The 11,851-nt window shown below is 60.2% G+C and carries 18 protein-coding genes; 15 read left to right on the forward strand and 3 right to left on the reverse strand.

The features are described 5' to 3' along the window. Nucleotides 1-59: 59 nt before the first annotated feature. The 14 genes from ACNPAA_RS02445 to ACNPAA_RS02510 all read left to right on the forward strand — a co-directional run bounded on the left by ACNPAA_RS02445 (nucleotide 60) and on the right by ACNPAA_RS02510 (nucleotide 7,659). Nucleotides 60-236, forward strand: a complete 177-nt coding sequence (locus ACNPAA_RS02445) for a hypothetical protein (protein WP_171272690.1) — start codon at nucleotides 60-62, stop codon at nucleotides 234-236. Nucleotides 237-238: 2 nt separating this feature from the next. After that, a complete protein-coding gene (locus ACNPAA_RS02450; RefSeq protein WP_417891550.1) occupies nucleotides 239-412 on the forward strand; it encodes a hypothetical protein in 174 nt (57 codons plus the stop codon). Further along, nucleotides 409-606 carry a hypothetical protein gene (locus ACNPAA_RS02455; protein WP_417891551.1) on the forward strand — a complete coding sequence of 66 codons (198 nt, stop codon included), beginning with the start codon at nucleotides 409-411 and terminating at the stop codon, nucleotides 604-606. Before ACNPAA_RS02450 ends, ACNPAA_RS02455 begins: the two co-directional genes overlap by 4 nt. Continuing rightward, nucleotides 603-812 (forward strand): hypothetical protein, encoded by a 210-nt coding sequence (locus ACNPAA_RS02460; RefSeq protein ID WP_102949131.1) that lies wholly within the window; start codon nucleotides 603-605, stop codon nucleotides 810-812. The genes ACNPAA_RS02455 and ACNPAA_RS02460 overlap by 4 nt, the downstream gene beginning before the upstream one ends. After that, nucleotides 809-1,237, forward strand: coding sequence for a hypothetical protein (locus ACNPAA_RS02465; RefSeq protein WP_309563231.1), 429 nt, complete (start codon nucleotides 809-811; stop codon nucleotides 1,235-1,237). Before ACNPAA_RS02460 ends, ACNPAA_RS02465 begins: the two co-directional genes overlap by 4 nt. Then, nucleotides 1,234-1,548: a hypothetical protein gene (locus tag ACNPAA_RS02470; protein WP_309563230.1), complete on the forward strand. Its 315-nt coding sequence runs from the start codon at nucleotides 1,234-1,236 to the stop codon at nucleotides 1,546-1,548. Before ACNPAA_RS02465 ends, ACNPAA_RS02470 begins: the two co-directional genes overlap by 4 nt. A 32-nt stretch (nucleotides 1,549-1,580) precedes the next feature. Next, a complete protein-coding gene (locus ACNPAA_RS02475; protein WP_417891552.1) occupies nucleotides 1,581-1,802 on the forward strand; it encodes a hypothetical protein in 222 nt (73 codons plus the stop codon). 140 nt (nucleotides 1,803-1,942) lie between these two features. Next, nucleotides 1,943-4,132, forward strand: coding sequence for a replication endonuclease (locus ACNPAA_RS02480; RefSeq protein ID WP_417891553.1), 2,190 nt, complete (start codon nucleotides 1,943-1,945; stop codon nucleotides 4,130-4,132). Further along, nucleotides 4,129-4,626, forward strand: coding sequence for a hypothetical protein (locus ACNPAA_RS02485; protein ID WP_417891554.1), 498 nt, complete (start codon nucleotides 4,129-4,131; stop codon nucleotides 4,624-4,626). Before ACNPAA_RS02480 ends, ACNPAA_RS02485 begins: the two co-directional genes overlap by 4 nt. Then, nucleotides 4,623-4,847, forward strand: coding sequence for a hypothetical protein (locus ACNPAA_RS02490; RefSeq protein WP_095591450.1), 225 nt, complete (start codon nucleotides 4,623-4,625; stop codon nucleotides 4,845-4,847). Before ACNPAA_RS02485 ends, ACNPAA_RS02490 begins: the two co-directional genes overlap by 4 nt. Next, the gene (locus ACNPAA_RS02495; protein WP_417891555.1) at nucleotides 4,844-5,176 is read left to right on the forward strand and encodes a hypothetical protein; all 333 of its coding nucleotides are present in this window, start codon (nucleotides 4,844-4,846) and stop codon (nucleotides 5,174-5,176) included. The genes ACNPAA_RS02490 and ACNPAA_RS02495 overlap by 4 nt, the downstream gene beginning before the upstream one ends. A 90-nt stretch (nucleotides 5,177-5,266) precedes the next feature. After that, nucleotides 5,267-5,701 (forward strand): hypothetical protein, encoded by a 435-nt coding sequence (locus tag ACNPAA_RS02500; RefSeq protein WP_417891556.1) that lies wholly within the window; start codon nucleotides 5,267-5,269, stop codon nucleotides 5,699-5,701. A 75-nt stretch (nucleotides 5,702-5,776) separates the two neighbouring features. Next, the gene (locus ACNPAA_RS02505) at nucleotides 5,777-6,646 is read left to right on the forward strand and encodes a Rha family transcriptional regulator (protein ID WP_417891557.1); all 870 of its coding nucleotides are present in this window, start codon (nucleotides 5,777-5,779) and stop codon (nucleotides 6,644-6,646) included. Between the two features lie 194 nt (nucleotides 6,647-6,840). Then, complete coding sequence (locus ACNPAA_RS02510; protein WP_417891558.1) at nucleotides 6,841-7,659, forward strand: DUF3800 domain-containing protein; 819 nt, start codon at nucleotides 6,841-6,843, stop codon at nucleotides 7,657-7,659. An 11-nt stretch (nucleotides 7,660-7,670) separates the two neighbouring features. On the opposite strand, the gene ACNPAA_RS02515 is transcribed toward ACNPAA_RS02510, so the two are convergent. From ACNPAA_RS02515 to ACNPAA_RS02525, 3 genes are all read right to left on the reverse strand, one after another. Then, nucleotides 7,671-7,922 carry an ogr/Delta-like zinc finger family protein gene (locus tag ACNPAA_RS02515; protein WP_161648005.1) on the reverse strand — a complete coding sequence of 84 codons (252 nt, stop codon included), beginning with the start codon at nucleotides 7,920-7,922 and terminating at the stop codon, nucleotides 7,671-7,673. A 65-nt stretch (nucleotides 7,923-7,987) separates the two neighbouring features. Continuing rightward, nucleotides 7,988-9,001 carry a phage portal protein gene (locus ACNPAA_RS02520; protein ID WP_319899529.1) on the reverse strand — a complete coding sequence of 338 codons (1,014 nt, stop codon included), beginning with the start codon at nucleotides 8,999-9,001 and terminating at the stop codon, nucleotides 7,988-7,990. Continuing rightward, on the reverse strand, nucleotides 8,998-10,812 hold the full coding sequence (locus tag ACNPAA_RS02525) for a terminase large subunit domain-containing protein (RefSeq protein WP_417891559.1): 1,815 nt from the start codon (nucleotides 10,810-10,812) through the stop codon (nucleotides 8,998-9,000). The genes ACNPAA_RS02520 and ACNPAA_RS02525 overlap by 4 nt, the downstream gene beginning before the upstream one ends. 175 nt (nucleotides 10,813-10,987) lie before the next feature. Here ACNPAA_RS02525 and ACNPAA_RS02530 point away from each other — a divergent pair, with 175 nt between their 5' ends. Beyond that, entirely contained in the window at nucleotides 10,988-11,851 is an 864-nt protein-coding gene (locus ACNPAA_RS02530) for a GPO family capsid scaffolding protein (protein ID WP_417891560.1), read from the forward strand.

Below are 11,851 nucleotides of genomic sequence, written 5' to 3' on the forward strand. Positions count from 1 at the left end.
AACCCGCTATCGGTGCGACAACACCAGCGGGCTTTCCATCGTCAACAAGGAAAATCGACATGCCAACTTTAGCCATTCGTGACCAATTGCGCAACCTGCGCCTGCAAAACCGCAAGCTGGCCTGCCGCGGTCAGCGTTACAGCACCAGCCCAGACCTGATCCATGCCGTAGAACGCCCTGCCGCCATGGCGTGGCGTGCGGTCTGGTCGTGCGTCAACCGCCGTGGGGGGATCTGAACATGGCCGCCGTTATCACTCGTCACACCGAACCGACTATCAAAGCGGCATCCGCCTATCTGGTCAGCCGAGGTTACACCAACTGCGGCACCACCTGGCTGCGCGGCCAGAACGGGTACGCCCGCATGGAGCGCCTGACCTCTGGCGCCATCCGCATCATCGAGGGGGTGGCATGAACAAGCTGTTACACCCGGTCAACCGACAAACCGCCATTGCCGCCGTGCACGCGCTGCCGGCGCGGCTTCGCGCCAGCACCGATTACTCCTACCTCTACCGTGGCTCGGAGGGCAAGTCCCTGATGGCCCAGGCCAGACAGAACCAGCGCTGGCATCAGCTATTCCACACCATGAACCGGAGGGCCCAGGCATGAGCATCGACGCCATTCATATCGCCAAGCGGGCAGAGCAGGCCGTGCTGCCGCTGCTGACCGAACTGCTGGCCACTGGCGAGCAGGAAAACCGCATCGCCCTGGGCGAGCTCTACTCCGGGGATGAGTACATCCAGGTGCAGTTGGTCGTGACCAGCCGCCCCGCGGATCTGCTCGATGACGACTCTGTGATGGGGGATGAGGCATGAGCGACATCTATGTAAACCCGATGGCAATGCGGGCCAGGCTGGCCGCCGAGCTGGCTGTGCTGGATTTGTATGGGGTGGTCAAAACCACCGCCGCCAGCCTGAGCGACTGGGTCGGTGTTAACGGCGATTCGCTCCCAGAGCCGCTTGTCGGTGAGGTAAACACCAGCATGGTCGCCATGTCGGCCGCCGCTCATTGCATTGGCTACAGGTCAGCCGACGAGCTGAGCAAGCGGCTGGCTGCCTTCGAGGACACCGGCGAGCTGGTCGTGCAACTGCTGGCAGAGCTGAACCAGGGTGATGGCCTGCGGCGTGAGGATCTGGTTGTCACTCGCTCAGCAGTGCTGCTGCTGGCGATGTATGGGCTGCTGGCACTGGCCAGCCGCGAGGCCAATGCAGACCGCGACGACGAGGAGACGCTGGCATGACAGACCTGTTTGAACTGGAGGCACCGCTGGATGACCAGGGCCCCACAGAGGCGGGCCCCGCCCATATGCAGCCGCCGGCGCCGGTCAGCTCGCTGACCAAGCACTGGGAGGCGGCACAGGAGGAATTCAACACCTCGGGATGCGACGCCAAGCGCAACCGCAATATCACCCAGGAGCTGCTGGCCCTTGGCGCCATCCGCGCCGTGTACTGGCTGGCGCTGGGTGGCGGTGAGGTGGCGCTGGCCAGAGAGATCGCCGAGTGGTGGGCAGACTGCGAACCACTCCATGGGCTGGGGGAGACTATCAAATGAGCCACCGCCTGATCACCGACCTGCAAACCCGTGTGGATAGATGGTTCGACACCATGATGGGCGACGAGGCCCGCCTGCGCAGCTACCAGCGCGACCTGCTGGCAATGCGTCGGCTATCCCCTCGCCCACGCTGCACGGTCTCCCTCACCCTGCGCCAGTGTGCCGCAGCCAGAAAGATGGCGGGGCATGCACGTCGCACCCTGGACTACTTCCGGAACAACATCAAAGAGCTGTCGGGTACCCATCACCTATGAACCACCAGAACAACACAGGGCCAGCCGCCGAGGCTGGCCAACTTGGTTTTGCCATCCAACGCCTGCCATCTGCTGTAAAAGGGCAGCTGCCGCTGTCAAAGAAGGCCATCAGGTCGCGAATTGAATCGCTCTCCAACTCCATGCCAGGTATCAATCTGGCTGATTCGTTTATCGGTTCGGTAGGTGAGTACGATCTGGTCTGGGCCGTGCAGCTGCTCGATGGCTTCTCCATGCCACTGACCCAGACCCTGTTCAAGCAGTACATCCTCCGCCGCAAGGGTGGCACCGCCAGAAAAGCCCGCGATGCAAACATCTGGCTGCGTGAGCGGGTCGGGTGGATTCGCTCTCTCGTACAGGCGATCCCGGTCGATGCCCAGCAGCTGCGCGATGATGACGGCCGCAAGCGTGTTGCCCACCAGTTCGCCAACCAGACAGCAGCGATATGGAAGAACATCGAGCAGGGCGCAACTGCCGGTGAACTGGATCTGATGGAGACATGGGAAGCCATCAAGCAGCCTGCCGACCAGTGGGGGTTCATCGGCAAGATACCAAAATTCCAAACCAAAGAGGCGCGGAGTAACTGGATCTTGAGCGTGATGGTGCGCCTGCTCTCCGCCAAGTGGTGGGAGAAGCGAGTCAACCGCTGCTGGGATCGGCTGCAAGAGCACATCGCCATTCTGCTGGGCAAGGTGCGCAAGGGCGTCTCTGCCTACGTCTCGAACGCCACCATGAAGGTGGTGCGCGAGCGCAAGCGGGCCATGATGCGCTGGCTGGCCGAGTCGGAAGTGATGAACGGCCAGCACGATCTGGTGATCTCGATGAAGGATTGCTGGGAGGCCAGCGTCTCCAACCCGGTCAACCGCCGTAACGAGATGATGACCCGCATGCGTGGCTTTGAAGACTACGCCGAGCAGCAGGGCCATGTGGGCGTGTTCTTCACCTGGACAGCACCGAGCCGCTTTCACGCCTGGAAGACCAGCGGCAACGGCAAGACTGTTGATAACGATAAGTACGACGGTACCACCCCACGCGAAACCTGCTCATACCTTGCCAAGCTGTGGAGCCTGACCCGCGCCGCACTGAAGCGAAACGGTACCCCAGTTTATGGTTTTCGGGTCTGCGAGCCGCACCATGACGGTACCCCGCACTGGCACATGCTGCTGTTTATGCGCCCAAGCGATCGCAACAAGGTGATCAGCACCTTGCAGCACTACGCCCTGCATGACGACAAAGCTGAGCTGGAGCGTAAGCCTGTGGCGGCTCCGGCCTTTACCGATATCACGCCACGGTTCGACTGGAAGATGATCGACCCGACCAAGGGTGATGCAACCGGCTATCTCGCCAAATACATCGCCAAGAACATCGACGGCGCCTATGTCGGTGACGACGAAGAAGCGAACACCCCAGCAGACCAGGGAGCACTGCATGCCTGCGCGTGGGCCAGTTGGTGGGGGATCCGCACCTTCCAGCAGATCGGCGGCGCCCCGGTCGGGGTCTGGCGCGAGCTGCGCCGCATCAGCAACGCCAAGAAGAATGGCGATCTGGTGGGGCCACCCAAGCCGGTGTTGCAAGACCCGCGCTTTGAGGCCGCCCGTTATGCCGCCGATAACGCCATCTTTCGTTGCTACCTCGAAGCCATGGGCGGCGCTCTGGCGACCCGCTCCGAGCACCCAATCAAGCTGGCCCACCTCATCGAGGAGCAGGCCAACTGCTACGGCGAAGACATCAAGCGCCTGATGGGATTACACACCGCCCGCTTGGGTATCAAGACCCGCCTGCAAGGGTGGGAAGTGGTACCAGCAGGCACCTATGAGGCCACCAAGGCCGCCAGAGTTTCGGCTGGGGGTGTTGGGGTTAAGACGGGCGACAGCCCGGCACCTTGGAGCTCTGACAATAACTGTACGCAGCCGGATCCTGAGGCGTTCGCGGATCAGTTGATGGCAGAGCAATGGGGTTTATCTCCCTTCTCTATCGGGCGTTTGCGGGCAGGTGCCAGCGTCAGCACGGACGGCTACACCCTCCGGCTGGAGAACGGCCAGGTGCAGTCGAGCCGGGCAATCCCGAGCGAGCCGGATTGGCAGCCAGAAGGCCAGGTGCCAGCCGAACAGGGCCAGCCGGATGAGTACGCGCTGCCGGAAGGCGATGAGGACTGGCCGATGCTGGTTGAGCTATGCGGCAAGGTCTACCAGGCACAAGGACATGCCGGGGCATTCCGCTGGATCGAGATGCTACCGGAGCCATACCAATCACACATGTGGGCCGAGCTGGAGAAGCTGGACACCCCGGAGTGGCTGCAAGAACAGAACGACTACTGCGAGGAGTGGGCATGAACAACACACAGACCGTCAGCCGCGAAGAGTACCGCCGCCTGGATAATCGGGTGACCTGCATCCTGCAGCAGCGCTGGCCAGCCAATGAGATCAGCCAGTGGGTGGGGATGCTCAAGGGAAAACAGCAGGCCGTGGCCTGCGCCATCCTGCGCCGCCGCCACCCTCGCCCAGCGCAGCTGGCCCTGCCAGCAATCGCCACCGAGGTGCCGGCACCGTATCAAACCAGAACCAACCGCCCCACCGTGCCAGTGCTGACAACAGATGGTCGCTCTGTTGGCCGCCGCCATATCGTGGACGGGCTCACCCCCGTGGCCATCGACCAGAGCGGCACCATCCGCTGCGCCGTCACCGGCCGCACCCTCTTTATCGCACCGGGCAGCGCCACCGACCGCGCCAACCCGGGGGCCGCCGCACAGCTCAACCCAACATACCAGCCAGCCCTGCACCAGGTAGTGGCTGACCACCGTCAAATCGAGACAGGAGCTCAATCATGAGAGACCCCCGCAAACATCCGGTACCGGGTGATGTGATCACCCGCTTCGGTAGTACCAGGGAAGTGACAGCCATCAAGCAGAACGACCGCGGCACTGTGACCCATGTGCTGTACGAACACCCTGGTCAGACGCATCTCGAGCAGGCGAAGGAGGCAACTATCTCCAGCTGGCGGGCATGGGCCAAGGAGGATGCCATGGTGGTAAGAGAGGGCGCAGCATGAACCCCGCCACCAAACGCAAGCAGGAACAGCGGGCCAGGCGGGCCGCCCTCGGTATCAAGCGGGTGGAGGTGGCGCTCTCAGAACGGGAGCGCCAGCAGCTGGACCACCTGCGTATCGCTCGAGCTGGCAGCGGTGAGCCCTACTCCGCCGACGAGTACATCAGCACCCTGATCCGGCGGGACTGGGAACGCTGGCTGGAGCAGGAGGCCGAGCTGAAAAAGCAGGCCTGCCCGAACTGCGACTGTGCATTGCCGGAAGGATGCGGCGGGGCATTCAAGGGAGAGGCGGAGTGCTGGCACACCCAGGGCGACAAGACACTGGCCTTGTAATGGCGAAAATCGCGAAATGTGTCCGGTCACGCGCCAAGGGGGCGGAGGTTTTGATAGCATGCAGGTTCACGCCCAAATGAGAACAACAAGATGAATCGAGTTATCGCGGCCAGCCTGCTGTTGCTGGCCACCTCTGCCATGGCCATCAGTGACACCGAAAAAACAGCGGTCATCGAGCGCTGCAAAGACCAGATGAACCAGTACGGTGCCACCATGGTCAAGGCCTGTGTGGACCAGGATCTGGAGGCCTTCGAACAGCTGCTGGCCAACTACCGGCCCCACGAGAAGATCGTCAAGTTTTGCGTCAGAACCACCAAACAGTTTGGCTGGAACATGGTCAAAGCCTGCTCAGACCAGAACATTGAAGCGCGACAGGCCATCTTGAACAATCAAGAGAAATACGCAAAGTACGAAAAAATTCTGGACTCCTGCGCCGACAGGATGGGAAAGATTGGAGGGTGGGTCATGATCAAGGCCTGTACCGATCAAGATATCGAAGCCGAACAGGCCCTCTCGCAATACTGAGCTTGTATACCAAGGCTCAGATAAACATGTCGCAGCGGCCTGCCAGCCGCTACCATCGCCCTCGTGTTGTGGCTGATGGTTGAACCCGCCCAGGGTTTGCGACATACTGCCCCGGTAGCGGCAAAATCCGCTGCCGGGATTGGAACCCCGTCTGACCAAAAGCGCACAACACGCGCCCGCGTGTTTTTTTATGTGCGGCCCAGCAGTACCCGCAATCTCAGTTATGACGGGCTGGGCAGGGCAGCCTATGGCTGGCCGGTTTCTTTTGGTCCCGGTAGTTCCAACCCTGTTCAGCTCGTCACCAGTCAGAGATTGGAACCTCTTGGTGACGTTCACTGTGTTGACCAAAAGGATCGCATCATGAACACCATCACCACCTTTACCCCTGCCGACATCATCAGCCTGAACCATGGGCAACCCATGACCACCTCCCTCAAGGTGGCCGAAGTCTTTGGCAAGCGTCATGACAACGTACTGCGCAAAATAGAAAGTCTGGATTGCTCACCTGAATTTACTGCCCTCAATTTTGAGGTTTGCTCTAAAAACAATGAGTTACAGAATGGAAAGCCGATTCCGTTCTACAACATGACCAAAGACGGCTTTATGTTCCTGGTGATGGGCTTCACCGGCAAACAGGCCGCCGCCATCAAGGAGGCCTATATCAACGCCTTCAACTGGATGGCCGACCAGCTCCGGCAGGCCGCCCTCCCCAGCGCCAAGCAACAAGACGATGCCATGGCCGTGCTCAACTACGCCCATATGCTGGGCCAGCGAAACAGGGAAGCCATTCAGGCCGAAGCCTGGCTGGAGTCGCGCTTTATGAGCCTCACCCAGGAGCTGGAGAACCTGCGCCAGGACATGCGCACCTACCACGCCCGCCAGCGCAGCAACCGCGATATCGTCAGCCATATGCAGCTGCACGGCCACTGGCTGACCCGCGGCTAGCACTATCAGCCCACCGCGTACTAGTTTGCGGCTATTGGTGGCTCTTAGTAGCTATTAGATGCGTATGTATACTTGCAAGAATTAAAAAATTGCGTATATTGACGGTCAGGCGCGTTGCGACAGCGACGCCCTAATTCCGAGGCCCAGCCATTTTGTGGTTGGGCTTTCGTGTATCTGGAGCATGGAGGCTAACATTGCTATACATCGCCTATCTTGACGAGTTTGGCCACGCAGGCCCCTACCTTGGTAATGACCACCTCAAACACCATACCCATCCAGTGTTTGGTATTGGCGGCTTTGTGTTGCCGTACTACAAGGTACGGGCGTTTTCTTCCTTCTTCTTCCAGCTTAAAAACCATCTTTTAAGTACTGATCTTGCCAATACTCAAGCCAAGGCGGTAGCGGATCAGCAACCCTTTCATCCCGCAAAGTGGGAGAAAAAAGGGACATCAGTGCTGACCGAGAAGAATGTCACCCGCTATCGTGAAACCAGAGCAGCAGTCAATCGAATCTTGAATCGTATCAGAGACGATGAGGGCTTCGCCTTCTATGTCGGGCAGCAGAAGAAACCAGGGCTGGAACTGGACTCCACTAAGCTTTATCTCGATGTGATGAGAGAGGTGATCAAACGGCTCGATCAAGAGTGCTGTACAGATAACAGCAAGTTGATGATCATCATCGACCAGCATACCGAACGGAAAAAAATAGTCGAAACAGCGTCAATCGAGATGTTTGGTGAGCACGGAAGACGTTGTCTTATCGAACCACCGACGCAAGTAGAAAGCCATCTGTATCAGACGATTCAGTGTGCTGACTGGCTATGCGCCCTGTATGGCAGGCTGAGTCACTATACCTGCGAGCCAGAAGCCAAGGCCGGGTTTCACGTCTTCGAAAAGTACTTCGGTGAACGGTTAAAACAAGTTCATAAACGAAGCAGTATTCGCACATTTGGCGGGCCTGCCAGCCCCGCCAAATTGCAACTGCTGGCTGATAGGTTCTCAGCGACCGGATGAAACAAGGGGCGCTATTGCGCCCCCAGTCCTTTCAGTACCAACTGCCGCCCCTCTGGCGTCAGTGATCCAAGCAGCCCCAGCACCAACTGGTTCGTCGTCCTGGCAGACGGACTCAGCGTGTGAGTGAACGACAGTGTGGCTACCCAGCTATGACCACACTCCGCATCGGTGCACTGACAATAGAGATCCGAGACCTCATTACTCAGCCGATTGGTCTTGGTAATACGGCCTCGCTGGCCACACTCTTTGCAAAAAACCCGCATCACCCCTCCCGATAAATCGAAATCTCAATCACCAGGTTGCATCTTACATCAATAAGACTGTGTTTTTATACAGCAGCTCCTATCGCTTCTCGAAACGTGACCCACAGCGCCCGGGGCAGTCCTGCGCTGTTGATGGCGTCCTGCACCAGCTCACACAGCGGCAGCACTTCGTTCCTGGAATAGGTGGCATCGTACTTCTCGGGATCCCCGAGCCCGCCGCCGTTGATCGGGATAATGCCGGCCAGCGCCGCCGGAAAGCGGTGCGCCGTCAGCACATCCTGTGAAGTGATCCCCTTGATGGCCGCGAACTCGTCCTTGGTGGCGATGTCCCCCACCGGGATCAGCTTGATGCCATCGGGCTTGCCATCGGGGATGTTCACGAACATGGAGCGGAAGTTCCCCACCCCCTTGGAGTTGGCGATCATCTCCTTCATCTCCTCCTCGGTGTCGTCGTCCATGTTCGGGTCGGTCGCGTAGAAGATGAACCCCATGTGGGCGCCGTTGAGGAAGTATTTGCGCCGAAACAGGGTGGCATCCTGGTTGAGCAGGGCAGACTGCAAGCCGCCCAGGTAGTCGGGCATGCCATAGACCTGCTGCTCGGGGTCATACTGGGCCAGCCAAATCACATCATCCGGGCGGTAAATCAGGTTCGGCTTGCCCTGCTGCAGGTAGACAAAGCAGCCATCCTCGCGCCGGCGCAGATAGACGCTCGAGAGCGGGTGCAGCCCCACCACCTGGCCGAAACTGTTGCGCAGCTTCAGCAAGCCACCATCACCAAACTGCAGGTAGTTGTGCACGAACGCCGTGATGGTGGCGCGTTGATTGGTAAAGCGCCCCGCCACCATGTTCCGCCTCGCCATCAGGATGGCCCCATGGTGGGCATTGGCCCGGGCCACCTTGGCCAGCCCTTTGCGGTCGATGGGCGGCTGGTAGTATTCCCCATAGGGGTTGTAAAACACCCCGGTGTAATCGGTCATCCAGGCCGTGGGGTCGATGGCCTCCGGCATGCTGAACACCACCGAGGGCCGAGGGGATGAAGCGGCCGCCTGGGCCGGTTGTTGTGTCTTTCGCTTGGTCATGCTGCCTTCTTCTCTTGGCTGGTTGCCCAGGTGGATTTGCGTTTGCGGTGGGTATCAAGGGGCTCATTGGCCACGGCGTGGGCGATGGCAAAAAACACGTCGGCGTGTCCGGTCACGTTGTCCCGGGCGGCCCGGAAGGTCATCTGGCCGCCGCCAGTGGTGCTGCGCTTGATGGCAAGGAAGGCGAGCGGGATGTCCCGATCAGTGCTGTCCCACTCGATGCGGTTCGCTTCCACCACATCGATCATCTTGAGCACCAGCCGCGACTTGCTCTCGATGCTGTAGTTGATGGGGTGGCACACCCCTTTGAAGACCGGCTTCAAGAGGTCAAACACCCCGGAGCCGATGCCAGAGACATCGACCCCGAGATAGGTGACCCGGAACTTCTTGGCGATGCGCTCGATCTCCTGCGCCTGGAACTGGAAGTTGAGCCCGCGCCAGTAGTGCTTTTCCAGCACCCGGAAGCGCTCGCCGGCGACGGTGGGCGGGGCGACCACCACCAGGGTGGCATTGTCGCGGGTGCGGCTAGGGTCATAGCCCATCCACACCTCGCGCCGCCCGAACGGGTCAGGCCGCCCGGGCTTGTAGTCCTCCCACCGGGTCGGGTCCACCCCTGCCCGCTCCATATCCTGAAACTTGAACACCGACAGGGCATCGTCGATAAAGCGGCACATGTAGAGGCGGTCGAACACCTCTTCCGGGTACTCGTCCTTGAGCTCCTCGATGTCGATGAGGTGGCAACCGAGGCGAATGGCGTCCTCGATGGTGATGACGTAGCGCCATTGCCTGTCAGGACAGACGCGGCCGCCATCGCGTAGGTCATCTTCGCCTGGGAAGTCGATGGCCACCCGGCTTGGGCGCTGCCCCTTCCAGCGATCCCCGGTCCAGAAGCGATAAGCCTCGTGCACCTTGCTCGACGGGGTCGAGAAGTAGGTCTTGCGCCAGTGGCTCTGGGTCGCCATGGCACTGGCCACATCAGACAACTTCTCGAAATTGGGTATCCAGAAGTATTCGTCGATGTAGACGTTGCCGGAACGGGACTGGGCACTGTTGGAGTTGGTCGAGCAGAAGTGCAGCTCGGCCCCGTTCGACAAGACGATGGGGTTGCCGGTCAGGGTAACGCCCAGGAAGGTCTGGGCAATCTTGCAGATGTAGGAGCGGAACACCTCGGCCTGGGCCCGGGTGGCAGACAGGAAAATCTGGTTGCCGCCCGTCAGAATGGCATCCTCCAGCGCCTCGCCGGCGAAATAGTAGGTCATGCCGATCTGACGGGACTTGAGGATATTGCGGGTACGCGGCAGCGCCGGGTCGTTCTTGGCCTCCCGCACACGCAACTGATAGCCGAACAGGGTGCCCAGCCACTCGGTAAAGTCATCGGCCGTCAGGTGCCCGATCTCGTTCTTGGCCTTCTTGCCGCCCTTGCGGCCGCCCCCTCCCTGGCTGTTGTGCTCACGCTTGCCACGGCTGGGCCCGGGTTCACTCCCTTCCGCCCGCTGGGCCTTGAGGGCCTGCTCACGCTCGGCCCACTTGAGCGCTTTCTCTTTGAGGCTGACATGGTGGCCGATGAGCCGGTCCAGCTCCTCCTGTTCGCCCGGGGTTTTCTTCTCACGGTGCAGCAAAACCTGCACCCGGCGAGCGATGGCATCCTCCACCGCCTCTTCGGTCAGCAGGTCACGCCAGCCGAGCTTTTCGGCCCAGTAGTAGATGATGCGACAGGAGTTGAGCCCCAGTTCGTCCTTGATCTCCTGGGGTGTCCATCGTTTAAGGTAGAGTCCCTTCGCCGCATTGCGGATCTCTTCGGGGTACGCCACGGCGCCTCCATCCGGTGAATGATGGCGCCATCATAGCCAGCCCCTTCCCCCCACTTATCCCACTGATGTTCTGAGCAATTCGGATTTCCTGCTGAATCCGAATCCTGCCGAACACCATAGCGTGAAACCCCCTTGCCGACCCGATAGCCTGAGCCCGCATCACTTGGGAGTAGGCATGAACACATCAACCTTGAGAACTGGCTGGGTCTGTATCGCCACCGAAGGTACCACCGTCGATGGCAGGGAGATCACCGCTGCTTGGCTGACTGACATGGCCGAGACCTACGACCCGGAATACTACACAGCACTGATATGGCCAGAGCACGACCGCTGGGCAAACTTCGGCTATGTGCAGGAGCTCAAGACCGACGTCGTAGAGGGCAAGCTCAAGCTGTTCGCCATCCTGAGTCCGACCCGGGATCTGGTTTATTACAACCAGGTTGGCCAGTACCAGTTCTGTTCCATCGAGCCACAAGAGCAGTTTGCCGATCTGGGCCGCACCTATCTGCGCGGCCTGGGCGTCACCGATGAGCCTGCCAGCACCGGCACCACCCACCTCAAGTTCAAGAAGAAGGGCGAGTCTCGCCTGATCGGTACCAGCGAACCGCTGGATCTCTCCATGTTCAAGCTGCCCAAGCACGAAAAGGCCGATGGCCTGATCGCCAAGTTTTTCAGCTTCCTGGCCAGCCACGGCGAGCAAGCCCCCCAATCACCCCCCAGCCAACCCGAGGATGAGGAAATGACCAAAGAGCAGTTCGATCAGTTGCTGGGGGCCGTCAGCGGCCTGGGCACCAAGATCGAAGGCTTCAGCGCCAAGCTGGAAGCCAAACCGGACACCACCGCCCCGGTGACCGAACCGGCGAAAGAAGAGAAGGCCGGCATCAGCGCCGAGCAGTTCAGCAAGCTGGAAGAGACCCTGGCCGGTCTGGCCAGCACCGTCGGCGAGCTGAAAGGCCAGATTGACCAGTTCTCTGCAGAGAAGCCGGGCCAGCGTCCGGGCGCCATCGGCGGTGACGACACCATCTACCAAGTTTGCTAA

Source organism: Aeromonas sp. PS2Canimalfood6, assembly GCF_048276795.1.
GTDB classification, from domain to species: domain Bacteria; phylum Pseudomonadota; class Gammaproteobacteria; order Enterobacterales; family Aeromonadaceae; genus Aeromonas; species Aeromonas caviae.